Here is a 25,366-nt window from a genome sequence, read left to right as displayed (position 1 = left end):
ATGGGTGCGGGTCATGCGCACCGGCTCTACCGGCACGGTCACACGGCGGTCCACGAGCTGCCTCCGCACTGCAAGCTCGCCGCCGTCTTCTGCTTCGTGCTCGTCGTGGTGTCCACCCCGCGCGAGGCGGTCTGGGCCTTCGGTCTGTACGCCGTGCTGCTCGGCGCGGTCGCGTACGCGTCCCGCGTACCGGCCGGTTATCTGCTGAAGCGGCTGCTCATCGAGGTGCCCTTCGTCGCCTTCGCCGTGCTGATGCCGTTCGTGGCGCAGGGCGAGCGGGTGGAGGTGCTCGGCGTGTCGCTGAGCGTCTCCGGGTTGTGGGGGGCCTGGAACGTCCTGGCGAAGGGGACGCTCGGCGTCGCCGCCTCCGTCCTGCTCGCCTCCACCACCGAGCTGCGCTCCCTGCTGCTCGGCCTGCAACGGCTGCGGCTCCCGCCGCTCCTGGTCCAGATCGCGTCGTTCATGATCCGCTACGGCGATGTGATCACCGACGAGATGCGGCGCATGTCGATCGCCCGCCGCTCGCGCGGCTTCGAGGCGCGGGGGGTGCGGCACTGGGGTGTGCTGGCCAAATCGGCGGGCGCGCTGTTCATCCGCTCGTACGAGCGGGGCGAGCGGGTGCATCTGGCGATGATCAGCCGGGGGTACACCGGGACGATGCCGGTGATCGACGAGGTGACCGCCTCGCGGGCGCAGTGGTCGACGGCCGCGGCGCTCCCGTTGTCCGCGCTCGCGGTATGTCTGTTGGGATGGACCCTGTGACCACACCCGTGCCCTCTCCGTCCCCCGCCGCCGCCTCGCTCGAAGTCTCGGGTCTCGCCTACGCCTATCCGGACGGGCATCAGGCCCTGTTCGGCGTCGACCTGACCGTCGCGCGCGGTGAGCGGGTCGCGATCCTGGGACCCAACGGCGCCGGCAAGACCACCCTCGTGCTGCACCTCAACGGCATCCTCACGGCCGGGGCGGGCACCGTGACGGTGGCCGGGCTGCCCGTCGGCAAGCAGCACCTCGCCGAGATCCGCCGCCGCGTCGGCATCGTCTTCCAGGACCCCGACGACCAGCTCTTCATGCCTACGGTCCGCGAGGACGTCGCCTTCGGGCCGGCGGCCGCCGGAATGCGCGGCCCCGAGCTGGAGGCGTGCGTCGCGAAGGCGCTGGGCCAGGTCGGCATGGCCGGTTTCGCGGACCGCCCGCCGCACCATCTCTCCTTCGGGCAGCGGCGCCGGGTGGCGGTCGCGACCGTACTGGCGATGGAGCCGGAGATCCTGGTCCTCGACGAACCCTCGTCCAACCTCGACCCGGCGTCCCGCCGCGAACTGGCCGACATCCTGCGGTCGTTGGACGTCACCGTGCTGATGGTCACGCACGATCTGCCCTACGCGCTGGAACTGTGCCCGCGTGCCGTGGTGCTCAGCGACGGGGTCATCGCGGCGGACGGGCGGACCCAGGACCTGCTGACCAACGAGGAACTGATGCGCTCGCACCGGCTGGAGCTGCCGTTCGGCTTCGACCCGCGCTCGGTGACGACGACCGGGCGCTGAGAACGGAAGGACCCGCGACCGATCCGGGACCGGGGCACCGGACTGACCCCACCGGACCACTGGACCGGACCACGTTGCACCATGGGGGTGCGCGGCGCCATCGGGCGCGCGAACGCGGGACGAAGAGTGAAGAGCGGGAGTGCGGGCGTGGACGTCCAAGGCACGGTTGCGGCCGGTTTCGAGCCGGTCAAGGACGCTTTCGTACGCAACTTCGAGCAGCGCGGCGAACGCGGCGCCGCGGTCGCCGTCTACCGGCGCGGCATCAAGGTCGTCGATCTGTGGGCGGGCACGCGTGACGTGGACGGGCCCGAGCCGTGGGCCGTCGACACCGCGCAGGTCGTGCACTCCGCGACCAAGGGTGTCGCCGCGGCGGTGCCGCTGCTGCTGCACCAGCGCGGGCAGATCGACCTGGACGCCTCCGTCGCCACGTACTGGCCGGAGTTCAAGGCGGGCGGCAAGGAGCGGGTACTCGTACGGCATCTGCTCTCGCACCGCGCCGGCGTTCCCCTGCTGGACCGCCCGCTGACCCTGGCCGAGGCGATCGACGGGGTCTCCGGGCCGCGCGCGGTCGCCGCCCAGCAGCCGCTGTGGGAGCCGGGCACCGACCACGGCTACCACGCGCACACGTACAGCTGGCTGATCGGCGAGCTGGTCAAGCGGGTCACCGGGCGGACCATCGGGCGGTGGATCGCCGAGGAGATCGGCCGGCCGCTCGGGCTCGACTTCTGGATCGGCCTGCCCCCGGACGAGGCCCACCGGGTGGGCAGGACAGGGCGGGTGGAGGCACCGGCCGAGGCCCCGGGGACGCTGCGGGTGCGGCCCCGGCGCAGTGTGACCGAGGCGTACGGGGACCCCGATTCCCTCACCCGGCGTGCGTTCGGGGCGATCGATCCGGTCGTGGACGACAACGACCCCGCCTACCGCGCCGCAGGTCTGGCCGGCTCGGGCGGGATCTCCACCGCGCGGGCGCTGGCACGGTGTTACGCGGCGATGATCGGGGCGGTGGACGGGCACCGGCTGTTCGCGCCGGCCACGCTCACGCTGGCGCGGACCGAGGAATCGGCGGGCCCCGACCGGGTGCTGGTCGTCAACACCCGCTTCGGGCTCGGCTTCATGCTGCACGGCTCCGGGGCGCCGCTGCTCGGGCCCGGCTCGTTCGGGCACCCGGGGCGGGGCGGCTCGCTGGGCTTCGCCGATCCGGAGGCGGGCATCGCGTTCGGCTATGTGACCAACGGGCTCCAGAAGGGGGTCACCGCCGACCCCCGCGCACAGGCCCTGGTCAGGGCCGTACGGTCCGCTGCATGATCGGTGGATGACACCCACACTTGAATCGACGCAGCCGCCGGTGCCCGTACCCCCGCGGTTCGAGGGGTACGGCGTACTGGTCACCGGCGCCGGGCGCGGCATCGGCGAGGCGGTGGCCCGCAGACTCGCGGGCGAGGGCGCGCGGGTGCTGGTCACGGACCTGGACGGGGAACGGGCGGCGAAGGCGGCGGAGTCGATCCCGGGAGCGGTGGCGCTGCGCTGCGACGTGGGGGACCGGGACTCGGTCCGGGCGGCGGTGGAGTGCGCGGTAGGGGAGTTCGGGGCGCTCGACGTGCTGGTCAACAACGCGTGCTCGTGCGCGCCCGACGCGGCGCTCTTCGAGGACGAGGACGACGCGGAGTGGGAACGGGACCTCGACATCACGCTCACCGGCGCCTTCCGCTGCGCGCGGGCCGCGCTGCCGCACCTGGCGGCTTCGGGGCGCGGGGCGATCGTCAGTGTCGGCTCGGTCAACGGCGAGCAGGACTTCGGCAACCACGCGTACAGCGCGGCCAAGGCGGGCCTCGCGAGCCTGACCCGCACCCTGGCCGGCCACGCGGCGGCGCGGGGCGTACGGGTCAACCTGGTGGCGCCGGGGACGGTCGCGACGGAGGCGTGGGCGGGGCGGGAGGCGAGCCTGGAGCGGGCCGCGGCGCACTATCCGCTGGGCCGGGTGGGACGCCCCGACGACGTGGCCGCGGCGGTCGCCTTCCTCGCGTCGCGCGACGCGGCGTGGATCACCGGAGTGACACTGCCGGTGGACGGCGGTCTGCTGGTCAGCAACCTGGGGTTCCGGGGCGCGATGTAGGGGTGAGGCGGGACGGGGGCGTGGGCCGGTGCGCGCCCTTCGGCCGTACCGCCCCCAAGTGCCGCCCCCAACTGCCGCCCGGACGGGCCGAATCGAGACGTCTGCGACCTGCGCGCCCCTCGCCGTTGGGCGGGGCGACCCGCCCGGGGCCGGGCCGCGCCGTCAGCCCGTGTGGAGCATCAGGCCGATCCCGACCACCATCAGGCTCGCCGCCGCGATTCTCGGAGCCCCGAAGCGCTCCTTGAAGAACAGGGCCCCGATCGCCGCCCCCACGATGATCGACGACTCCCGCAGCGCCGCGATCGGTGCCAGCGGTGCCCGGGTCTGGGCCCACAGCACCAGGCCGTACGCCGTCACCGACAGGGCCGCGCCGATCAGCCCGCGCACCGCCAACGGGCGCAGCTGGAACAGGAGTTCACCGCGTCGGCGGTAGCAGGCGTACGCCGGGATGGCCAGGCCCTCCAGGATCATCAGCCACGCGATGTAGCCGAGGGACGAGCCGGACGCGCGTACGCCCATGCCGTCCACCACCGTGTAAGCGGCGATGGAGAGGCCCGTCGCCAGCGCCGCTACCAGCGCCGGCCAGTGCGGGCGCCCGCCCGCGCCCTTGATGCCCCAGAGCGCCACGCCGACCAGCCCGGCGCAGGCGACCGCGACGCCCGCCAACTGCCAGCCGCCCGGCCACTCGTCGACGAAGACCGCCGCCAGTACCGTGACCGCGAGCGGCGCCGTGCCCCGGGCGATCGGATACATCTGGCCGAAGTCGCCGAGGCTAAACGACCGCATCAGCAGCACCATGTAGCCGACGTGCAGCGCCGCGGACAGGATCAGGTACGGCCACGCCTCCGCGGCGGGGAAGGGCACGAACCCCGCCGCGAGCAGGCCGATCAGCGCGCCGCCGCCGGAGATCAACGTGAAGGAGACGAGCTGGTCCTTGATGTGGTGGGCTATCGCGTTCCAACTGGCGTGCGTGAACGCGGCGATGAGCACCGCCGTGACGACGAGCGGCGTCACGCGGTCTGCTCGCGCAGATCGGCGACGGTCGCGCCGGAGTGGCCGACCAGCGTCCTGGGGTCCATCGCGAAGACCGTGTGCGGGGTCCCGGCCGCGGCCCAGACCTCCTCGTGGGCGAGCAGCCCCCGGTCGGCGAGCACGCGTGTCTTCGTGCGGTGCCCGAAGGGCGGCACGCCGCCGATCGCGTAGCCGGTCGTCTTCCGTACGAGATCGGCGTCGGCCCGCCCGACCTTCGCCGCGCACAGCTCCCGGCGCACCAGCTCCACATCGACGCGCGAGGCCCCGTCCAGCAGGACCAGGACGGGCACGCCGTCCGCCTCGAAGACCAGGGACTTGACGATCCGGCTCAGCTCGCAGCCGACGGCGGCAGCCGCCTCGACGGCCGTGCGGGTCGCGTCGGGGAAGCGGCGTACCTCGATGTCCGCGATGCCCAGTTCGCGCAGGGCCTCGGTGAAGCGGGGGTGGCCGGTGCTTTCGGGAGTGCTCATGGCCCGCACGCTAGCGTTGGCTGTACGGGCCATGCGACTCGGTTACCTGGTGTGCGGTGCCGGCCGACGCGCGGTCAGCCCGCGCGCAGCACCGTGGCGACCAGTGGGCCCGCCGCGTCTCCGCCGTGCCCGCCGGACTCCACGACCGCGGCAGCCGCCACGTCGTCGCTGAACCCGGTGAACCAACTGTTCGACGTACCCTGCCCGTCGACCTCCGCCGAGCCGGTCTTCGCCCCCTTGTCCCCGCCGACCGAGGCCATCGCCTGCGCGCCGGTGCCGCTGCTCGCGGTGACCCGCATCATGGTGCGCAGCTGCTCGGAGACGCCGCCGGGCAGCGAGCGGGGCGCCTGCGCGATCTCCCGGCCGTCGAGCGAGCGCGGGACGAGAACCGGCTGCCGGAAGGTGCCGGTCTTGGCGGTGGCGGTGACGGACGCCATGTTGAGGACGTTCATCTGGACCGTACCCTGCCCGATGTACTGCGCCGCGGCCTCGCCGCCGGACGCCATCGGCACGGAGCCGTCCGCCGAGGTGACGCCGGTCTGCCAGTCGAGCCCGATGCCGAAGACCTCCTGGGCCTCCTTGGCCAGCGCCGCGTCGTCCTTCGTGTCGTCGATCTGCTTGATGAAGGCGGTGTTGCAGGACTTGGCGAAGCTCTGCGTGAAGGTGCCGTTCTTGATGTCGAAGTTGTCGAGGTTGTGGAAGGTCCGGCCCTGGTACATGACGTCCGCCGGGCACTCGACCGGGCGGTCGGCGCCGACCAGGCCCTTCTCAAGGAGCATCGCCGCCGTCACGATCTTCATCGTGGAGCCGGGCGCCTGCTTGCCGAGCATCGCCGCGTTGAACGCGTCGTCGCGGTTGTTGGCGACGGCCCTGATCTCGCCGGTGCTCGGCTTGACCGCCACCACCGAGGAGTTCCGGTAGCGCCGCACGGCCTTCTCGGCAGCCGCCTGGATGCCCGCGTCCAGCGTGGTGGTCAGCTTCCCCGGCCGGCCCTTGGTGAGGGTGAGCAGCGAGCGTACGGGCGCCTCGCCGTCCGCGCCCTCGATGGCCAGCTCGACGCCGGGCTTCCCGCCCGCCCTCTTGCCGTACTTCTCGCGCAGGGTGTCCAGGACCGGGCCGAGGGACGGGTACTTCTCCTTCGTCAGCTCCGCGCCGTCGCGGTCCACCGCCTTGATGGGCGGGGCCGCCGCCTCGCCCGCCGTCAGCCTGTCGTCGGCCTTCAGCCGCGGGTGGACCACGGCGGGGGCCCAGTCGACCAGGGGGGCGCCGGTGGTGAGCCCGCGGACGACGGTCAGTTCGGACGCGTACGACCAGGGCTTGCTCTTCGCCTCCGGGTACGTCACCGTCGCCTTCACGGTGAACGGCACCTTCGCGCCGACCGGGGCGCCCGGCGTCAGCGTCACCGCGGACACGTGCGCCACGGTGCGGTAGGCGTCGAGGGCGGGCCGCGCGGCAGCGGCGTTGTTGGTCAGGTCGGCGGCGGCCCGCACGTCGCCCTTCGACCAGGCCGTCAGGAACGCCTTGGTGGTCCTGTCGACCTCCGACACGCTCGGCGGGCCGGTCTTCCTGGGTGCCGAGCGGGTGTTGACGTCCGGACCGGTCTCGTCGCTCTCGCCGCTCAGCAGGGTGTAGCCGCCGTAGGCCACGCCCCCGGTCGCGACGAGAAACACCCCGCCGACTATGGCGGCCTTCGCTCCACTGCGCATGCGATGCAGTCCCCTCCCCAGGAGTCCTCTTGAACTGAACATGTTCAAAGAAGTGCTGAGGCGTACCCTACGGGACAGCCGCGACACATGGGGTGACTGTTATCGGACCGGGATCCGCGCCCCTCACACCCAGGTGTCGAGCCACATGCGACTGCGCCAGGCGTCCATCGGGAGGGTCTGGCCCGTGTAAATGGGCCAGAAATAGATGAAGTTCCAGATGATGAGCAGGACGAGCACACCCGCGCCGATCGCGCCGATCGCGCGCCGGCGCTCGTCCGAGCCCGGTGGCCCGAGCATCGCGCCGATCATCATCGCCACCGCCAGGCACAGGAACGGGACGAACACGACGGCGTAGAAGAGGAAGATCGTCCGCTCCTGGTAGAAGAACCAGGGCACCCAGCCGGCCGCGATGCCGCAGGCGATCGCCCCGGCCCGCCAGTCGCGGCGGAACGCCCAGCGCCACAGCACGTACAGCACCGCGAAGCACGCCGCCCACCACAGCAGAGGTGTCCCGAGCGCCAGCACCTCGCGGGCGCACTCGTGCTTCTCGGCCGCCGAGCAGCCGTCCTTCCCGGGCTTGGGCGACTCGTAGAAGTACGAGACCGGGCGGCCCAGGACGAGCCAGCTCCACGGGTTCGACTGGTAGGTGTGACCGGACGTCAGATTGACGTGGAAGCTGTAGACCTCGGTCTCGTAGTGCCACAGGCTGCGCAGCCAGTCGGGCAGCCAGGTCCAGCTCCCGCCGCGCCCCGCGCCCGCGGCCCAGTCGCGGTAGTAGCCGTTCTTGGAGACGATCCAGGCCGTCCAGGAGGCGATGTACACCGCGAAGGTGACCACGACCGTCGAGCCGAACGCCGGCAGGATGTCGCGCTTGAGCACCGCGAGATACGGCCGCACCGCACCCGCCGTCCGCCGGGCGCCCACGTCCCACAACACCGTCAGCAGACCGAACGCGGCCAAAATGTACAGGCCGTTCCACTTGGTGCCGAACGCCAGACCCAGGCACACCCCGGCGGCGATCCGCCACGGCCGCAGGCCCAGGCGCAGCTTCTCCGCGACCAGGGCATCGGGCCGCAGCACTCCCTCGTCGTCGCGCGGCAGCGCGGCGGCCAGCCGCCTTCGCGCCCAGTCCCGGTCGACCAGCAGGCAGCCGAACGCGCCGAGCACGAAGAACATCAGCACCAGGTCGAGCAGCGCCGTGCGGCTCATCACGAAGTGCAGACCGTCGACGGCGAGCAGGGTGCCCGCCAGGCACCCCAGGAACGTCGAGCGGAACAGCCGCCGCCCGATCCGGCACAGCATCAGCACCGAGACCGTGCCGAGCACACAGACCATGAAGCGCCAGCCGAACGGCGTGAAACCGAAGAGCTGTTCACCGATCCCGATGACCCATTTGCCGACCGGCGGGTGCACCACATAGCCGGGGTCGTCCGGAATGGGGACCCGCGACGGGTCGGCGAGGATCGATTTGTCGATGTCCTTGGGCCACTGGCCCTCGTACCCCTGGTTGACGAGCGCCCAGGCGTCCTTCGCGTAATACGTCTCGTCGAATATCACCGCCTTGGGGCTGCCGAGGTGCCAGATCCGCAGCAGCCCGGCGACGAACGCGACCAGCAGAGGCCCGCCCCACGCCGACCACCGCACCAGCCGCGCCACGACTCCCATGGCGGCCGGCGGCACCCCGAGGCCTCTCCAGAGCTCGGTGCCAGGCTTGCTGTACGGCGGCACAAGTCGGTCACTCAGGCCGACGGTCTGCCTGGGTGCATGGCCGAATCGGCGCAGCCGGCGCTGCCACGAGGGCGGCTGCTCTTCGGCGGCGTGGCCCTGCTGGGCTTCTGACGCGGTACTGGTCACCGCGCCATCGTAGGGAACACATCTGTGCCCGTGGTCGCTGCGCGGCCGGGAGGGCCCCGTCGTGATGGGGCGCTGTGCCCGCCCCAGTCCGTCAGACTGGACACGCAGAACGTCGGTCGACCTCGGTGAGAAGGCAGTAATGACCAGCAGCGGAACCCTTGTCCTCGCAGGGACCCCCATCGGTGACGTCGCGGACGCCCCGCCCCGGCTCGCCGCCGAACTGGAGCGGGCCGACGTCATCGCCGCCGAGGACACGCGTCGGCTGCGCCGCCTCACCCAGGCGCTCGGTGTGCGCACCACGGGGCGTGTCGTGTCGTACTTCGAGGGCAACGAGACCGCGCGTACGCCTGAGCTCGTCGAGGCGCTGGAGGGCGGCTCGCGGGTGCTGCTGGTGACCGACGCGGGCATGCCGTCCGTCTCGGACCCCGGCTACCGGCTGGTCGCCGCCGCCGTCGAGAAGGACATCAAGGTCACGGCGGTGCCAGGGCCGTCCGCCGTGCTGACCGCGCTCGCGCTGTCCGGGCTGCCCGTCGACCGCTTCTGCTTCGAGGGCTTCTTGCCGCGCAAGGCGGGCGAGCGGCTGAGCAAGCTGCGCGAGGCCGCAGGTGAGCGCAGGACCCTGGTGTACTTCGAGGCCCCGCACCGCCTCGACGACACGCTCGCCGCGATGGCCGAGGTGTTCGGCGACGAGCGGCGGGCCGCGGTCTGCCGCGAGCTGACCAAGACGTACGAGGAAGTGAAGCGCGGGCCACTGAAGGCGCTCGCCGAGTGGGCCGCCGACGGCGTGCGCGGCGAGATCACCGTCGTCGTCGAGGGCGCCCCCGACGCGGTGCTCGACCTGGACCCGGCCGAGCTGGTGCGCAGGGTGCAGGTGCGCGAAGAGGCGGGGGAGCGGCGCAAGGAGGCCATTGTGTCGGTCGCCGCAGAAGTGGGACTGCCCAAGCGCGAGGTATTCGATGCCGTCGTCGCGGCAAAGAATGCGGCACGGGCGGGCTCTGCGGACGGTAAAGGACTATCGTAAAAAGTAAAGCGCAGGCCGCGTATCGGGCCCTTTTCCATGGAAAGGCCAAGACCGCTCCATATATCGGCAGGACCTGATGCGCTCCCGCCCGAATGGGCATCCACTGGATCAGTGGAAAGGAGCTGGCATGAGCGAGATCGCAGACACCGCCGGCGCAGGAACCACCGTTCACGAGGCCTACGCCTTCGCCTGCATGAGGTGCGGGCACGGCTGGGAGCAGGCGTACGAGATCAAGCACCACACCGACGGTACGGGGCACGAGTTCGTGGTCTATACGGCCGACGGGATGCGGGTGCCGTCACCCCTGTCCCGCCCCCTGTGCCTGAACTGCGGCGGCCGTGTCGTGCGGATCATGCGGTCGGGGCAGGTGTCCTCGGTGCAGGCGGCCCAGTGGGCGCAGCCCGCGACGGCGCCGGCCGGGCCCCTGGTGGTGCCGGCCGGGGAGCGGCCGGAGCCGCATCACTGGCACTTCTCGAATCTGTTCCATCCCTTCCAGCACCGCAAGTGAAGGCTTGCGGTGAAGTGGCGGAGTGAGGCACGGGGCGTGGTTTTCGTACGATCGTGACCATGACCCCTCAAGACGCCCCACCGCCGCTGCCCGAGCCGCTTCGGGTGGCGGTCGCCGATTCGCACACTCACCTGGACATGCAGGACGGCACGGTCGAGGAGGCACTGGCGAAGGCCGTGTCGGTCGGTGTCACGACTGTCGTCCAGGTGGGCTGCGACGTAAAGGGCTCGCGCTGGGCGGTGGTCACCGCCGAGACGTACGAGAACGTGCACGCCGCCGTGGCCCTGCACCCCAACGAAGCTCCCCGCATCGTCCATGGCGACCCGGACGGCTGGTCGCGCCAGGGCGCGCGCCCCGGCGGTGGCGAGGGGGCGCTCGACGAGGCGCTGGCGGACATCGACCGGCTGGCGGGCCTGCCGTACGTCAAGGCCGTCGGGGAGACCGGGCTCGACCACTTCCGCACCGGCCCCGACGGAATGGCGGCCCAACTGCTGTCCTTCCGGGCCCACATCGAGATGGCCAAACGGCACGGCAAGGCACTCGTCATCCACGATCGTGACGCGCACGCCGATGTGCTGCGGGTCCTCGACGAGGAGGGTGCGCCCGAGCGAACCGTCTTCCACTGCTACTCCGGTGACGCGGCCATGGCGGAGATCTGCGCACGCAAGGGCTACTTCATGTCCTTCGCCGGAAACGTGACGTTCAAGAACGCCCAGCCACTGCGCGACGCGCTCGCGGTCGCACCGCTCGAACTGGTCCTCGTCGAAACCGACGCGCCGTTCCTGACCCCCGCCCCGTACCGCGGACGGCCTAACGCGCCGTATCTCATTCCGGTCACGGTACGGGCGATGGCGGCGGTCAAGGGACTCGAAGAGGACGTCCTGGCCACGGCGCTCGCCGCCAATACGGCACGCGCATTCGATTACTGAGCCGAACAGCGGTCAATCCGGCGACACAGCGTAGCTGTGTCACTTTGGAGAGTGACCGGCGCTCCGCTAGTGTCCCGGCCCGCAGCGTCATCTGGGCGGGCCGGACCTCTGGAGCGTCGTGAGCAATTCGCAGGGCAGTCACCGCGCGGCGCGCGGCGGCAGTGGCCGACGTGCGGCGGGCAGGGCGTCGGGACCGGGCACATATGATCCCGACACGCACGGGCAGGACCTGTACGGGCCCGAGGAGTACGCGTCGCTGGAGACGCTGCCCTACGGCGCGCCGCTGTACGGCGCCCACGCGGCGCCCGAGCGGCAGCTGCCGCGCCAGGCCTCCCCCGCCGCCCCCGCCGCCGACGCGGGCGACGCGGCCGACGCGGGCGCGGCGGCGGGGACGGGGGCCTCTTCGGGGGCCGACCGTCGCGGAGGGGCCCGGCGGGCCGCACGGCGGCGCAAGGGGGAACGGCCCGACACGTTCCGGCGGCTCGTCCCGCAGGCCCTGGTCGTCGCCTTCCTGGCCGGCGGCACCTCCGCGTTCATCGCCAACGACAAGGCGATCAGGCTGAGCGTCGACGGCGTGCCCCGGACCATGCACACCTTCGCCGACGACGTGGACGAACTGCTGGCCGACCAGGGCGTCACCGTCGGGGAGCACGACCTCGTCGCCCCCGCCCCCGGCGAGGCCCTGGCCAGCGGCGACGAGATCGTCGTCCACTACGGCCGGCCCGTGACCCTCACCCTGGACGGCCAACGCCGACAGCTGTGGACCACCGCCCGCACCGTGGACGGCGCACTGCGCCAGCTCGGGGTGCGCGCGGAGGGCGCGTTCCTCTCCACCTCGCGCGCCTCCGCGATCGGGCGCAGCGGGCTCGCACTGGACGTCCGCACCGAGCGGTCGGTGACGTTCATGGCGGACGGGCGGGAGCGGACCATCCGCACGAACGCCGCGACCGTGGGGGAGGCCCTGGACGAGGCGGGCATCAGCCTGCGCGGCCAGGACACCACCTCCGTGCCGTCCGGCACCTTCCCGCGCGACGGGCAGACGATCACCGTGATGCGGATCACGGGCAGCAAGGAAGTGCGCGAGGAGCCCATTCCCTTCACCGTCGAGCGGACCCAGGACCCCACGCTGTTCAAGGGCACCGAAGTCGTCGCGCAGGCGGGCAAGCAGGGCGCGCGCCGGGTCACGTACGCCCTGCGCACCGTCAACGGCGTCAAGCAGAGGCCCAGGAGGATCGCCGAGGAGATCGCCCGCGAGCCGGTCACCCAGCGAGTGAAGGTCGGCACCAAGGCGATGCCGACCGCCGTCGCCGGGGCGGACGGGCTCAACTGGAGCGGGCTGGCCCACTGCGAATCGGGCGGCAGGCCGGGCGCCGTCGACCCGACCGGCAACTACGGCGGCCTCTACCAGTTCGACACCCAGACCTGGCAGTCCCTCGGCGGCAGCGGGCGCGCGCAGGAGGCGAGCGCCGGCGAGCAGACGTTCCGGGCGAAGAAGCTGTACGTCCAGCGCGGGTCCAGCCCGTGGCCGCACTGCGGCAGCCGGCTGTAGGGGCGGTGGCCGTCGCCGGTGGTGGCGACGGGGGCGGCCACCGCCTGCGGGGACTCCGGACGCCATGTGCACGGCGGACGGATGCCGCGGGTGGAACGGGCCGGGGTCCTCGGCAGGCCGAGCCGGGGGCCGGGGCCCTTTACGCTTGAGCGGTGAGCACCACTGAGCCTTCTGCGCCCCTGCCTGACTCCGCACCCGCCCCCGGGCCCGCCCCGGTCTCCGACAACCTGCTGGGTCCCGCCGACATCCGGGAACTGGCGGCGGTGCTCGGCGTGCGCCCCACCAAGCAGCGCGGCCAGAACTTCGTGATCGACGCCAACACGGTCCGCCGGATCGTACGGACGGCCGGGGTGCGCCCGGACGACGTGGTCGTCGAGGTCGGCCCCGGCCTCGGCTCGCTGACGCTGGCCCTTCTCGAAGCGGCCGACCGGGTCGTCGCCGTGGAGATCGACGACGCCCTCGCGGGCGCGCTGCCCGCCACCATCGCGGCGCGGATGCCGGGCCGGGCCGACCGCTTCACGCTCGTCCACTCCGACGCGATGCAGGTCCACGAGCTGCCGGGGCCGCCGCCCACCGCGCTCGTCGCGAACCTTCCGTACAACATCGCGGTCCCCGTCCTGCTCACCATGCTGGAGCGATTCCCGACCATCGAGCGGACCCTGGTCATGGTCCAGGCGGAGGTCGCGGACCGGCTCGCGGCCAAGCCGGGCAACAAGGTCTACGGTGTGCCCTCGGTGAAGGCCAACTGGTACGCCGAGGTCAAGCGGGCCGGGTCGATCGGCCGCAACGTCTTCTGGCCCGCGCCGAACGTCGACTCGGGACTCGTCTCGCTGGTCCGCCGTACGGAGCCGATCAGGACTACCGCCGCCAAGGCCGAGGTCTTCGCGGTCGTCGACGCGGCCTTCGCGCAGCGCCGCAAGACGCTGCGGGCGGCGCTCTCGGGCTGGGCCGGGTCCGCGCCCGCCGCCGAGGCGGCCCTGGTCGCGGCCGGGATCTCGCCGCAGGCACGCGGCGAGGCGCTGACGGTGGAGGAGTTCGCCCGTATCGCGGAGGCGAAGGCGTGATGCGTGCGGGTGGGAGCGGTGGAGGCACGAGAGGTGCGGGTATGAGCGGTCGGGGCGTGAGCGGGCCGGTCACCGTCCGCGTGCCCGCGAAGGTCAACGTTCAGCTGGCGGTGGGCGGCGCGCGGCCCGACGGCTATCACGACCTGGCCAACGTCTTCCTGGCGGTCGGCCTGTACGACGAGGTCACCGTCACCCCGTCCGACTCACTGCGGATCACCTGCTCGGGCCCGGACTCGGCGCAGGTCCCCCTGGACGCCACGAACCTGGCGGCGCGGGCCGCGCTCGCGCTGGGCGCGCGCCACGGCATCGCTCCCGACGTCCACATCCACATCGCCAAGGACATCCCCGTCGCCGGCGGCATGGCGGGCGGCAGCGCGGACGGGGCGGCGGCACTGCTGGCCTGCGACGCGCTCTGGGGCACCGGCGCGTCCCGTGCCGAACTCCTCGCGCTCTGCGCGGAGCTGGGCAGTGACGTGCCGTTCAGCCTGGTGGGCGGGGCGGCGCTGGGCACCGGCCGGGGCGAGTACCTCACCGCGCTCGACGTCGGCGGCGACTTCCACTGGGTGTTCGCGGTCGCGGACGGCGGTCTTTCGACGCCGGCGGTGTACGCCGAGTTCGACCGCCTGACCGAGGGCACGGCCGTCCCCGACCCGGTCGCCTCGCCCGCCCTCCTCAACGCCCTGCGCACGGGCGACGCGACGGCGTTGGCCGGCGCCGTGACCAACGACCTCCAGCAGGCGGCCCTCTCGCTGCGCCCCTCGCTGGCCGAAACCCTGGCCGCCGGTACGGCGGCGGGGGCGCTGGCCGGGCTGGTGTCGGGGTCAGGGCCGACGACGGCGTTCCTGACGAAGGACGCGGAGGCGGCGGAGACGGTGGCGACGGCCCTGCGCGAGTCGGGCACGTGCCGCACCGCGAGGGTGGCGGGGGCGCCGGCGGCGGGGGCGCGGGAGGTCTGACGCGGGGTACGGGCCCGCTGCGCGGAGCTTCCCCACCCCGCCCCTTCCCGTAACCGGGGCTCCGCCCCGGAACCCGGTCCTCATACGCCGGACGGGCTGGAGCGGGCGGGGTCGGGAAGCGCGGGGCGGCTACACACCCCGGACCCCCGGTCCTCAAATGCCGGACGGGCTGAATGGGCCCGCAGACGCCGACGGTTGCCGGACGCCACAGGAGGGCTTCGCCTTCCGCAGCTCCGAAGGGGCGGGCGGGGTGGGGCAGGTAGGGGCGTACTCAGGTCGCGAATGAGTACCCGCGCGCTCCCCTCCGCGCCCCGCGTCCGCGACCGTACCCGCATGGGAAACAGCGTTCGCGAGCTCGCCGACAAGACGCCCGAGGGGCGCGACCGGTACATCGATCTGCTGCGTGTCGCCTCGCTGGGGACCGTCGTGGCCGGGCACTGGCTGATGGCCACCGTCGGCGAGGACGGCGAGGTCGGCAATCTGCTCGCCGTCGTACCGGGACTCCAGCTCCTGACCTGGGCGCTGCAGATCATGCCCGTCTTCTTCTTCGTCGGCGGTTTCTCGCACGCCCTCTCCTACCGCTCGCTGCGCCGCAAGCAGCCCGGGGGCACCTCGGTGTACTCGGCGTTCCTGCGGGCCAGGCTCCAGCGGCTGCTGCGGCCCACCATGGTCTTCATCCTCGTGTGGGGCGCCGCCGCGCTCGTGGTCCAACTCCTCGGCGGCGGCAGCGGGCTGACCGGAGTCGCGTTGCGGCTCGTCGCCCAGCCGCTGTGGTTCATCGGCATCTACCTCGCGATGGTGGCCTTCACGCCGCCGCTGCTCAAGCTGCACGAGCGGTACGGCTGGGGCGCGTTCTGGGTGCTCGTCGCGGCTGCCGCTTCCGTCGACGTACTGCGGTTCGGCCTCGACGTGCCTTTCGTCGAGTTCCTCAACTTCGCCTTCGTCTGGCTGGCCGTGCACCAGCTGGGGTTCCTGCGCGCCGACGGCATGATCCGCATGCCGTCCGCCCTCGCGGGCACCGGTCTGCTCGCCGCGACAGGCCTGGTCGCCTTCGGGCCGTACCCGCTGAGCATGGTCGGAATGCCCGGCGAGAAGGTCAGCAACATGGCGCCGCCCACCCTCGCCCTGCTGTGCCACGCCCTGTGGCTCGTCGGCGCGGTCGAGCTGCTGCGCGCCCCCGGCGCACGCCTGGTGGCCCGGCCGCGGGTCTGGCGTGCGGTCGTCGCCGCCAACGGCATCGCGATGACGGCGTTCCTGTGGCACCTCACCGCGATGCTCGGTGTGTACGGGGCCCTGCTCGCCCTCGACGTCCCCCTGCCCGCACCGGCGGGCGGCGCCTGGTGGGCGCAGGTCCCGCTCCGGTTCGCCGCGGCGACCGTTCTCACCGCACTGTTCGTCGCCGCGTTCCGGACCTTCGAGCGGCCCGCCGCGGCGCGCCCCGCCGCCACCCGGCCCGCCGGGTCGCGCCCGGCCGGTCCCGCCGCCCCCGGCCCGCTCGCGGGGCCCGCCGCCGCCCTCGGCATCACGCTCTGCCTGCTCGGGGTGCTCGGCCTGTCGATGGTCGGCTTCGGCGAGCTGCTCGAAGGGCGCACGGCGATGCTCATAGCCGTGCCGGTCAGCGCCCCCTCCGCGGTGTTCATGGCTCTCGGGGGCTGGCTCCTCGTCGAGGCCGCAGGCCGGGCGCGTACCGGTGCGGGAAGGCTCTGAGAGGCCCGGAAACGGCCTCATCGAGGCCGCGGCTCAGGGACCGGCCTTCGGCGACTACGCTGGAGCGTCGATCCCATTCCCGTTCCTGGAGCGCGCATCAATGGCCGTCAACCTGGTCAATGTCGAGGCAGTCAGCAAGGTGTACGGCACCCGTGCCTTGCTCGACGGCGTGTCCCTCGGCGTGTCCGAAGGGGACCGGATCGGCGTCGTGGGCCGTAACGGCGACGGCAAGACCACCCTCATCCGCATGCTCGCCAAGCTGGAAGAGGCCGACTCCGGCCGCATCACCCACATCGGCGGTCTCGTCCTCGGTGTGCTGACCCAGCACGACTCGCTGGACCCCGCGGCGACCGTCCGCCACGAGATCATCGGCGACCTCGCCGACCACGAGTGGGCGGGCAACGCCAAGATCCGTGACGTACTGACCGGACTCTTCGGCGGCCTCGACCTGCCCGGCTTCGGGCAGGGCCTGGACACCGTGATCGGCCCGCTCTCCGGTGGTGAGCGCCGCCGCATCGCGCTGGCCAAGCTCCTCGTCGGCGAGCCCGACCTGCTGGTTCTCGACGAGCCGACGAACCATCTCGACGTCGAAGGCATCGCCTGGCTGGCGCAGCACCTGCGCGCCCGCCGCTCCGGGCTCGTCTGCGTCACTCACGACCGCTGGTTCCTGGACCAGGTCTGCACCCGCATGTGGGACGTGCAGGGCGGCTCCGTCCACGAGTACGAGGGCGGCTACTCCGACTACGTCTTCGCGCGCGCCGAGCGGGAGCGCATCGCGGCGACCGAGGAGACCAAGCGCCAGAACCTGGTCCGCAAGGAGCTGGCCTGGCTGCGCCGCGGCGCCCCCGCCCGTACGTCGAAGCCGCGCTTCCGCGTCGAGGCGGCCAATGAGCTGATCGCGGACGTGCCGCCGCCGCGCGACACCTCCGCGCTGATGAAGTTCGCCAACTCGCGGCTCGGCAAGACCGTGTTCGACCTGGAGGACGTCACCGTCCAGGCGGGCCCGAAGACGCTGCTCAAGCACCTCACCTGGCAGCTCGGCCCCGGCGACCGTGTCGGCCTGGTCGGTGTGAACGGCTCGGGCAAGACCTCGCTGCTGCGTGCGCTCACCGAGGCGGCCCGCACGCTGGGCGACATCCAGCCCGCCGCGGGCAAGGTCGTCGTGGGCAAGACCGTGAAGCTCGCTTACCTCTCCCAGGAGGTCAGCGAGCTCAACCCCACCCTGCGGGTGCTGGAAGCCGTCCAGCAGGTGCGCGACCGGGTGGACCTGGGCAAGGGCCGCGAGATGACGGCGGGCCAGCTGTGCGAGCAGTTCGGCTTCACCAAGGAGAAGCAGTGGACGCCCGTCCGCGACCTGTCGGGCGGCGAGCGCCGCAGGCTGCAGATCCTGCGGCTGCTGATGGACGAGCCGAACGTCCTCTTCCTCGACGAGCCGACGAACGACCTCGACATCGAGACGCTGACGCAGCTGGAGGACGTGCTCGACACCTGGCCGGGCTCGCTCATCGTGATCTCCCACGACCGGTTCTTCATCGAGCGGACGACCGACAAGGTGTACGCCCTGATGGGCGACGCTACGCTGCGCAACCTGCCGCGCGGGCTCGACGAATATCTGGAGCGCAGGCGGCAGATGATCGAATCTGCGGTTTATGCGCCTTCTGCGGCTTCCGCGAATTCGTCCGCCGGCTCCTCGGCCTCGGTGACGGCCCCCGCCCGCAAGAAGGCGGCCTCCGACGCCCGCGCGGCGAACAAGGAAATGCAGAAGCTGGAGCGCCAGATGGAGAAGCTCTCCGACAAGGAGACCAAGCTCCACGGCCAAATCGCCGACAACGCAACCGACTTCGAGAAGGTCGCACTGCTCGACGCGGAACTTCGTGATCTTGCTACGACTCGCGACGAGCTGGAGACGCGTTGGATGGAGCTTGCGGAAGACGCGTAGCGGACGCGTGCAAAGGAAATAACGAGCGCATCACGGGCCGGTCCTCCCTTGGGAACAGGGGAGGACCGGCCCGCCGTATCGAGGGGGTCAAGTGATAGAAAGAAACCCCGCTCGACTGACGTAAATTTGCGGGATCCCAGCCCGATTCGCTCCTTTCCGGGGGTATTTCACCACCGGAAACGCGGGGGAGACCGACCGGGCTGCGGATCACCCGTGTGAAGAGGTAAGTGCTGATGTCTCAGCCGCCCAACCAGCCGCCGCAGGGCGGCTTCGGAGCGCCGCAGGACCCACAGAAGGGAGCCCCGCAGCCGCCGGCCCAGCCGCCGCAGATGCCGCCGGCCCCGCCGACGCCGCCGCAGGGGCAGCCGCCCCAGCAGCAGCCCGGCTACGGCTACCCGCAGGCACCGCCGCCCCAGGCACCGCAGCCCGGCTACGGCTACCCCGCCCAGCCCGGCGGTCAGCCGCAGACCGGCCCGTACGGCCAGCCCCAGCAGCCGGGCCCGTACGGCCAGCCGCAGACCGGCCCGTACGGCCAGCCGCACCAGCCCGGCCCCTACGGCGGTTACCCCACCCAGCAGCAGTACCCCGGCGCCTCGGCACCGGGCGGCGGCGGTGGCGGCAGCTTCTTCAAGGGCAAGCCCGCGGCCATCATCGGCGGGGCCCTCGCGGCGGTGCTCCTCATCGGCGCAGGTGTCTACTTCGCGGTCGGAGACGACGGCGGTGGCGAGAAGAAGCCCATCGCGCGGGAGAGCAGCAAGAAGGACGACAAGCCGACCGGCGCGCCCTCCGCGGACGAGGGTGACGGCGAGGGCACCGGCCGCAAGACGAACGACGACCTCAACGTCGGGCGCCAGCCGGGCGAGGCCAAGGTGCTGTGGCTGAAGACCAACGACGTCGACATGCCGCGCGGCAGTCACGCGGCGTACGGCCCGTGGTTCACCGGGGGCGTGGTGGTGCAGGCCCTCTACAAGAAGGTCACCGCGTTCGACGTGAACACCGGTAAGAAGGTGTGGGAAGTGCCGTTCGAGAACGAACTGTGCGCCGCGCCCAGGAACACCACGTCCAGCGGAAAGCTCGTCGTCGGCCTCAAGGACGGCACGACCGACAAGGCCAAGTGCAACCAGCTGCGGCTCGTCGACCTGAGCACCGGCAAGGCGGGCTGGACGACGGAGGTCAAGAAGGAGAACCTCTTCGACGGCTCCTCCAGCATGGAGCTGGCGATCTCCGGCGACACCGTCACGGCCAGCCGCTGGGGCGTCTCCAGCGCCTACCGGGTCACCGACGGCAGCAAGGCCTTCGGCGACCTGAAGGTCAACGGCTGCGGCGCGGACTCGTTCGCGGGCGGCAGCAAGCTCATCGCGGTCGACAGCTGTGGCACCGACGGCAAGGCCCAGCAGGTGCGCGAGGTCAACTCGGCCACGGGCGCGGGCAAGTGGACCTTCCCGGTGCCCAAGGGCTGGCAGGTCAAGCGCGTCTACTCGGTCGACCCGGTGGTGCTCTACCTGACCAACGAGGAGAAGAAGGCGTGGAACGTCACCACGCTCAAGGGTGACGGCAGCGTCCGATCGCAGCTGAGCACCAAGGAGAGCATCCAGCCACAGTGCGGCTGGGCGATCATCGACGACAACCTGCAGGGCTGCCTCGGCACGGTCGCGGACGCCAACACCCTGTATCTCCCCACGGAGGAGGAGAAGGGTGGCGCGGACGGCTTCGACCGGACGAACGACATCATCGCCTTCAACCTGAACACCGGTAAGGAGAAGTGGCGTTCGCCGGCGGGCAAGGACCGCACGATGCTTCCGGTCCGCATGGAGGGCTCCAACGTGCTGGCGTACGTCCAGCCGTCCTACGACCACGGCGGTGGGATCGTCAGCATCGGCCCCGCGGGTGGCGCGCCCAAGTCGGAGCTGAAGTCCCCGGAGTCGACCGCGGAGATCGAGAACGGCTTCAGCAACCGTGGCGTCTCCTACACGGACGGCCGCCTCTTCATCACCCCGCCGACCCTGACCGGCAGCGACGACAAGGAGGGCGAGAAGACGATGATGGTCTTCGGCAAGTGAGCGCGCCGAGCCGGTTCTGAATCTCCCCCCCACCCCTTTCGTCCCCGAAGGTAGATCCGCCATGACGCAGCCGCCCCAGCCACCTCCGCCGCCCAACGAGCCGCCGCCCGGCGGTGGTTTCGGCGCCCCGACCCCGCCGCCGCCCGGCGGTTTCGGCGCCCCCACGCCGCCGCCCGCCGATCAGCCCGGCTACGGCTACCCGCAGACGCCGCCCGCCCAGCCGGGCTACGGCTACCCGGGCCAGCCCGGCCGGCCGCCGCAGATGCCGCCGGGCCAGCCCGCGCAGCAGCCGGGGTACGGCTACCCCGGTCAGCCCGGTCAGCCCGGTCAGCCCGGTCAGCAGTACCCGGGTCAGGCCGGTCCGTACGGCCAGCAGCAGGGTTACCCGCAGGGGCCGCCCCCGCAGGGCGGCCCCGGTGGCGGCGGCAAGAACGTCAACACCATCGCGATGATCATTGCCGCGTCGGTCGTCGCCCTGGCGCTGGTCGTCGGCGGAGTCGTGATCTACAACTCCAAGAAAGACGACGGCGACAAGAAGCAGGAAGCCACCTCCTCCGCGGGCACGACCGGCGGCGGCGACGAGCCCGCCGACGACAAGCCCGCCCCGGACGGCGAGGGCAAGGAGAAGCCGGCCGGGAGCACCAAGTCCAAGGTGCTCTACAAGCTGCCTTCGCCCAAGGTGACCGAATCGGTCGCGAGCATGGCCGGTTCCTGGATCACCGACAAGGCGTACGTCAAGAGCGGCCTCAACGAGGTCGTGGCGCACGACCTGGACACGGGCGCGGAGCTGTGGAAGATCCCGCTCTCGGGCGAGGTCTGCGCGGCGTCCAAGCACGTCACCGCCAACAAGACGGCCATCGCCTTCGCGGGTCCGGCGCAGGAGGGCCAGAAGTACACCCCCTGCACCGAGGTCGGTCTGATCGACCTGACCGAGGGCAAGCTGCTCTGGCAGAAGTCGGTCAAGGACGGCGACCGGAAGGTCACCTTCAGCGAGATCACGATCGGCGGCGGCACGGTCGCGGCCGGCGGTACCGGTGGCGGCGCCGCGTGGGACGTGGTTGGCGGCAAGCTCCTCTGGAAGCCGGTGGAGAACGTCGAGCAGTGCCGCGACGTCGGTTACGCGGGTGGCGAGGCCCTCGCGACGGTGCGCCAGTGCGGTCCGTACGACGCGGCGGTGCTCTCCATCGAGTACCTCAACCCGAAGGACGGCACCCCGCTCGCCAAGTACAAGCTGCCGAGCGGCGTCGAGAACGCCAGCATCGTCTCCACGAAGCCGCTGGTGGCGGCGGCCGACGTCGGCGAGACCGCGGGCGACGGCAGTGGCGTCACCGACTTCTTCTCGATCGACGAGAAGACCGGCAAGCTGCGCGCCAAGATCGCCGTCGACGCGGAGAAGTACGCGCCGCGGTGCCGCGACACCGAGGGCTGCTCCCAGGTCGCCGTCGGCAACGGCAAGATCTATGTGCCGAGCGAGGAGCACCCGGGCGCCGGTGACGACGGCTCCCGTACGAACGAGATCGTCTCGTTCGACCTCACCACGGGCAAGATCACCGCTGACCGGATCGACGCGGGCGAGCGCTACACGATCGACCCGATCCGCATGGACGGCGGCAATCTGATCGCGTACAAGTCGGCGCCGTTCAGCAAGGGTGGCCAGGTCGTGAGCATCAACGGCGGCTCCATGAAGCAGACCGTGCTGATGGAGAATCCGGCCAATGACGCGGTCATCAAGGTCGAGTCCACGTTCTCGCCGGACTCCGCCGAGTACCGCTTCGCCAACGGCAGGCTGTTCCTGGCGACGGTCCTGATGAGCGAGGCGCGCCCCGGCGACGAGCGGTTCCTGGCGATCGGCTTCGGCACCAAGTGACCTAGCGGGAGCGCGGTCGCACACCGGCCCCGGCAGTGGTACGCATCCACTGCCGGGGTCGCTTTGTGCCATGTTTGTCCGGCAAGTAGTCCGCAATGGCGTGGAATTCGACAATCCGAGGGGCTTCTCCCGGGTAAGGGGCGCGCATCGTCGAACAAGCGTGTAGCTTGCCGGGTCAGGAGGGTCGGGGGGCCAGCTCCGGGGGTATGGGGGGTTGCTCGATGGGCGTGCGGCTCATGGTGGTCGATGACCACCGATTGCTCGCCGAGGCGCTCGCCTCGGCGTTGAAACTGCGTGGGCACCGGGTGCTCGCGGCGGCCGCCCCGACCGCGGGCGCGGCGGACCTGGTCGTCAGCAGAGCGCCCGAAGTATGTCTGTTCGGCACGGCGTCACCTGCCGGACCAGGGGTTTTCGACCCGATCGTGCGGATCAGAAGTGAGCGCCCGCAGGTGGCGGTCGTGGTGCTCGGACCGGTGTCCAACCCGCGGGGGATCGCCGCGGCGTTCGCCGCCGGAGCAGCCGGTTACGTACGACATGACGAGCGCATCGAGGGCGTGGAACGCGCCATGGTGAAGGCCAGGGCGGGTGACGCGGCGGTGTCGCCGCAGCTGTTGCAGGGGGCGTTCGCCGAGCTGCTCAACCCGGCCGCGCAACCGGACGACGAGGGCCAACGGCTGCTGCAGCTGCTCACCCCGCGCGAGGTCGAGGTCCTGCTGCGGGTCGCGGACGGCGAGGACACCCGGCTGATCGCGGCCGGGATGGGCATCGCGCCGAGCACCGCCCGTACGCACGTCCAGCGGGTGCTGATGAAGCTGGGAGTGGGCTCGCGCCTGGAGGCGGCGGCGCTCGCCGCGCGCACCGGGCTGCTCGACCGGGCCATGGTGGGCGCCGGGCCCGGCACGGCGGGGGATCCGCCGCGCGAGGTGACGCAGGCCGTGGCGCGGGACATGGCACGGGACATGACGCGGGACATGGCGGCGGGGCCGGACCACGAGTGACGGTCCGGCCCCGTCAGGCGCTCCGGTGTGGCTGTGGCTGTGGCTGTGGCTGTGTCCGCGTCCAGGCCGGGACGCGGACACAGACCCGTTACGCCTCGGGCGGCGGCGGCGCGGTGGGGCGCAGCTTCAGCCAGATCAGGAAGAACAGCCCGAGGGCGAGCATGGCCAGGCCCGTCCAGAGGTTGATGTTGATGTCCTGGGCCTTCTTGAGGTCGGCCGCCGAGGGGTTGATCCCGGCGATCGTCACGATGACGCCGTAGAGCGTGAACAGCCCGCCGATGATGCGCCGGATGTCGAAGAGGCGTGCCGCGGTGGCGGACTTGCTCTCCAGTGCGGAGACTTCGCGCTGCAGGTCGGACATTTTTGTGGCCTCCGATCAGAAGGAGTAGGGGATGTAGCAGAGGGCGGCGAGGGCGATCGCACCCCAGCCCAGCAGGGCGGGCCTGCGGTACCAGGCGTCGTCGCCTTCGGCCGGGGCCTCCTCCATGTCCGGGGACTGCGTTCCGTACACCAGACCCGCCAGTTCGGCCTCGGGCTTGGGCGCGGTGAAGAGCGTGACCGCGACCATGACGACCGCTCCGGCGACGAAGCCGACGATCGCCGAGACGAAGTTGGCGCCTTGGTCGGTGGGGATGTCGATGATCCCCTGCTTGTAGATCCAGAAGTAGTTGACCATCGCGGCCGTGGTGCCCGCGAACAGGCCCCAGACGCCGGACTTCATCGAGGCCCGCTTCCAGAACATTCCGATGATGAAGACCACGAACATCGGGACGTTGAAGAAGGAGAAGAGCGTCTGGAGGTAGCTCATGATGTTGGTGAAGCTGGAGGCGATGAAGGCCGTGCCGATGGAGGCCAGCACGCCGATCGCGGTGATCAGGCGGCCGAAGCGCAGGTAGTAGGCGTCCTCGCGGCCCTGCTTCACGTACTTCGACCAGATGTCGTACGTGAACACGGTGTTGAAGGACGAGATGTTGGCCGCCATGCCCGCCATGAACGCGGCCAGCAGACCGGTGACCGCGATGCCCAGCACGCCGTTCGGCAGCAGTTCCTGCATGAGCAGGGGGATCGCGTCGTTGTACGTCAGGTCCGAGCCCGGCGTGCCGATCTTCGGCACGATCACCGCGGCGACCAGGCCCGGGATCATCACCAGGAAGACGATGAACATCTTCGGGAAGGCGGCGATGAGGGGGGTGCGCTTCGCGGCGGACAGGTTCTTCGCGGACAGGGCGCGCTGCACCTCGGCGAAGTTGGTCGTCCAGTAGCCGAAGGACAGCACGAACCCGAGGCCGAGCACGATGGTCAGCCAGTTCGCGCCGAGCGGGTTGGCGTCACCGATGCCCGTACCGCCCCAGGCGGTCATGAAGTTGTCGCCGTGGCTCTTCTGCAGCGAGCCGCTCAGACCGTCCCAGCCGCCGACCCGCTTCAGGCCGAGGATGGCCAGCGGGATGAGCGCGGCGAGGATCACGAAGAACTGGAGCACCTCGTTGTAGATCGCCGAGGAGAGACCGCCGATGGTGATGTACGCGAGGACGAAGAGCCCGGCCACCACGATCGCGAGCCACTGCGGCCAGCCGAGCAGTGCCTCGACGACGATCGACAGGGCGTAGAGGTTGACGCCCGCGATGAGGATGGCGGCGAAGGCGAAGAGGACCGAGCTCAGCAGGTGCGCGGACTTGTCGAAGCGCTGGAGCAGGAACTCCGGTACGGAGCGGACCTTCGACCCGTAGTAGAAGGGCATCATCACCAGGCCGAGGAAGACCATGGCCGGGATGGCGCCGATCCAGTACCAGTGCACGACGGCCACGCCGTACTGCGCGCCGGTCGCCGCCATGCCCAGGATCTCGGTGGCACCGAGGTTGGCTGCGACGAAGGCCAGGCCGGTGACCCAGGCGGGCAGTGAGCGGCCGGACAGGAAGAAGTCGAGGCTGGTCTTCACACTGGCCCGCGCGGCGAACCCGATGCCGAGGACCACGGCGAAGTAGATCGCCAGGATGGTGTAGTCGAGCCCGTTGGTGGGGAGCCGAAGCCCTTCGGCCAGGTAGTGCATGAGGG

General features: G+C 71.4%; 21 protein-coding genes. 15 read left to right on the top strand and 6 right to left on the bottom strand.

All coding sequences use genetic code 11. The annotated features are described in order from the left end of the window. The 4 genes from cbiQ (at window position 1) to ACLLJJ_RS14295 (ending at window position 3,654) form a co-directional block, all read left to right on the top strand. Window positions 1–762, top strand: a complete 762-nt coding sequence (cbiQ, locus tag ACLLJJ_RS14310) for a cobalt ECF transporter T component CbiQ (protein WP_434590741.1) — start codon at window positions 1–3, stop codon at window positions 760–762. After that, window positions 750–1,541: an energy-coupling factor ABC transporter ATP-binding protein gene (locus tag ACLLJJ_RS14305; RefSeq protein WP_434590738.1), complete on the top strand. Its 792-nt coding sequence runs from the start codon at window positions 750–752 to the stop codon at window positions 1,539–1,541. Before cbiQ ends, ACLLJJ_RS14305 begins: the two co-directional genes overlap by 13 nt. A gap of 147 nt (window positions 1,542–1,688) precedes the next feature. Continuing rightward, complete coding sequence (locus tag ACLLJJ_RS14300; RefSeq protein ID WP_434590736.1) at window positions 1,689–2,846, top strand: serine hydrolase domain-containing protein; 1,158 nt, start codon at window positions 1,689–1,691, stop codon at window positions 2,844–2,846. Between the two features lie 7 nt (window positions 2,847–2,853). Then, window positions 2,854–3,654: an SDR family NAD(P)-dependent oxidoreductase gene (locus ACLLJJ_RS14295; protein WP_434590734.1), complete on the top strand. Its 801-nt coding sequence runs from the start codon at window positions 2,854–2,856 to the stop codon at window positions 3,652–3,654. Window positions 3,655–3,816: 162 nt separating this feature from the next. Here ACLLJJ_RS14295 and ACLLJJ_RS14290 read toward each other — a convergent pair whose 3' ends face one another. From ACLLJJ_RS14290 to ACLLJJ_RS14275, 4 genes are all read right to left on the bottom strand, one after another. Continuing rightward, window positions 3,817–4,668, bottom strand: coding sequence for an EamA family transporter (locus ACLLJJ_RS14290; RefSeq protein ID WP_434590732.1), 852 nt, complete (start codon window positions 4,666–4,668; stop codon window positions 3,817–3,819). Further along, window positions 4,665–5,156 (bottom strand): YbaK/EbsC family protein, encoded by a 492-nt coding sequence (locus tag ACLLJJ_RS14285; RefSeq protein WP_434590729.1) that lies wholly within the window; start codon window positions 5,154–5,156, stop codon window positions 4,665–4,667. The genes ACLLJJ_RS14290 and ACLLJJ_RS14285 overlap by 4 nt, the downstream gene beginning before the upstream one ends. 74 nt (window positions 5,157–5,230) lie before the next feature. Next, a complete protein-coding gene (locus ACLLJJ_RS14280; RefSeq protein ID WP_434590727.1) occupies window positions 5,231–6,862 on the bottom strand; it encodes a penicillin-binding transpeptidase domain-containing protein in 1,632 nt (543 codons plus the stop codon). Window positions 6,863–6,985: 123 nt separating this feature from the next. Then, entirely contained in the window at window positions 6,986–8,716 is a 1,731-nt protein-coding gene (locus ACLLJJ_RS14275; protein ID WP_434590724.1) for a dolichyl-phosphate-mannose--protein mannosyltransferase, read from the bottom strand. A gap of 139 nt (window positions 8,717–8,855) precedes the next feature. Here ACLLJJ_RS14275 and rsmI point away from each other — a divergent pair, with 139 nt between their 5' ends. The 11 genes from rsmI to ACLLJJ_RS14220 all read left to right on the top strand — a co-directional run bounded on the left by rsmI (window position 8,856) and on the right by ACLLJJ_RS14220 (window position 23,314). Next, a complete protein-coding gene (rsmI, locus tag ACLLJJ_RS14270; protein ID WP_434590721.1) occupies window positions 8,856–9,737 on the top strand; it encodes a 16S rRNA (cytidine(1402)-2'-O)-methyltransferase in 882 nt (293 codons plus the stop codon). A 127-nt stretch (window positions 9,738–9,864) separates the two neighbouring features. Next, the gene (locus ACLLJJ_RS14265; protein ID WP_434590718.1) at window positions 9,865–10,245 is read left to right on the top strand and encodes a hypothetical protein; all 381 of its coding nucleotides are present in this window, start codon (window positions 9,865–9,867) and stop codon (window positions 10,243–10,245) included. A 59-nt stretch (window positions 10,246–10,304) separates the two neighbouring features. Beyond that, window positions 10,305–11,174 carry a TatD family hydrolase gene (locus tag ACLLJJ_RS14260; RefSeq protein ID WP_434590715.1) on the top strand — a complete coding sequence of 290 codons (870 nt, stop codon included), beginning with the start codon at window positions 10,305–10,307 and terminating at the stop codon, window positions 11,172–11,174. A gap of 229 nt (window positions 11,175–11,403) precedes the next feature. Next, window positions 11,404–12,723, top strand: coding sequence for a ubiquitin-like domain-containing protein (locus ACLLJJ_RS14255; protein WP_434600415.1), 1,320 nt, complete (start codon window positions 11,404–11,406; stop codon window positions 12,721–12,723). Between the two features lie 179 nt (window positions 12,724–12,902). Beyond that, window positions 12,903–13,787 carry a 16S rRNA (adenine(1518)-N(6)/adenine(1519)-N(6))-dimethyltransferase RsmA gene (gene rsmA / locus ACLLJJ_RS14250; RefSeq protein WP_434600414.1) on the top strand — a complete coding sequence of 295 codons (885 nt, stop codon included), beginning with the start codon at window positions 12,903–12,905 and terminating at the stop codon, window positions 13,785–13,787. Window positions 13,788–13,828: 41 nt separating this feature from the next. Continuing rightward, the gene (locus ACLLJJ_RS14245) at window positions 13,829–14,743 is read left to right on the top strand and encodes a 4-(cytidine 5'-diphospho)-2-C-methyl-D-erythritol kinase (RefSeq protein WP_434590712.1); all 915 of its coding nucleotides are present in this window, start codon (window positions 13,829–13,831) and stop codon (window positions 14,741–14,743) included. Between the two features lie 333 nt (window positions 14,744–15,076). Next, the gene (locus ACLLJJ_RS14240) at window positions 15,077–16,450 is read left to right on the top strand and encodes an acyltransferase family protein (protein ID WP_434590709.1); all 1,374 of its coding nucleotides are present in this window, start codon (window positions 15,077–15,079) and stop codon (window positions 16,448–16,450) included. Window positions 16,451–16,550: 100 nt separating this feature from the next. Beyond that, on the top strand, window positions 16,551–18,389 hold the full coding sequence (locus ACLLJJ_RS14235) for an ABC-F family ATP-binding cassette domain-containing protein (protein WP_434590706.1): 1,839 nt from the start codon (window positions 16,551–16,553) through the stop codon (window positions 18,387–18,389). Between the two features lie 233 nt (window positions 18,390–18,622). Further along, window positions 18,623–20,449, top strand: a complete 1,827-nt coding sequence (locus ACLLJJ_RS14230) for a PQQ-binding-like beta-propeller repeat protein (protein WP_434590703.1) — start codon at window positions 18,623–18,625, stop codon at window positions 20,447–20,449. A gap of 61 nt (window positions 20,450–20,510) precedes the next feature. After that, on the top strand, window positions 20,511–22,316 hold the full coding sequence (locus ACLLJJ_RS14225) for a PQQ-binding-like beta-propeller repeat protein (protein ID WP_434590700.1): 1,806 nt from the start codon (window positions 20,511–20,513) through the stop codon (window positions 22,314–22,316). Window positions 22,317–22,537: 221 nt separating this feature from the next. Next, window positions 22,538–23,314, top strand: a complete 777-nt coding sequence (locus tag ACLLJJ_RS14220) for a helix-turn-helix transcriptional regulator (RefSeq protein ID WP_434590697.1) — start codon at window positions 22,538–22,540, stop codon at window positions 23,312–23,314. 88 nt (window positions 23,315–23,402) lie between these two features. Here ACLLJJ_RS14220 and ACLLJJ_RS14215 read toward each other — a convergent pair whose 3' ends face one another. Both ACLLJJ_RS14215 and ACLLJJ_RS14210 read right to left on the bottom strand, forming a co-directional pair. Then, window positions 23,403–23,675 carry a hypothetical protein gene (locus ACLLJJ_RS14215; protein WP_434590695.1) on the bottom strand — a complete coding sequence of 91 codons (273 nt, stop codon included), beginning with the start codon at window positions 23,673–23,675 and terminating at the stop codon, window positions 23,403–23,405. A 15-nt stretch (window positions 23,676–23,690) separates the two neighbouring features. Beyond that, window positions 23,691–25,361 carry a sodium:solute symporter family protein gene (locus tag ACLLJJ_RS14210; protein WP_434590692.1) on the bottom strand — a complete coding sequence of 557 codons (1,671 nt, stop codon included), beginning with the start codon at window positions 25,359–25,361 and terminating at the stop codon, window positions 23,691–23,693. Window positions 25,362–25,366: the final 5 nt, after the last annotated feature.

The sequence above is a fragment of the Streptomyces sp. A5-4 genome, from assembly GCF_051131715.1.
Classification (GTDB): domain Bacteria; phylum Actinomycetota; class Actinomycetes; order Streptomycetales; family Streptomycetaceae; genus Streptomyces.
The sequence above is the reverse complement of the archived record's forward strand: the minus strand, read 5'-3'. Positions and strand labels throughout refer to the sequence as shown.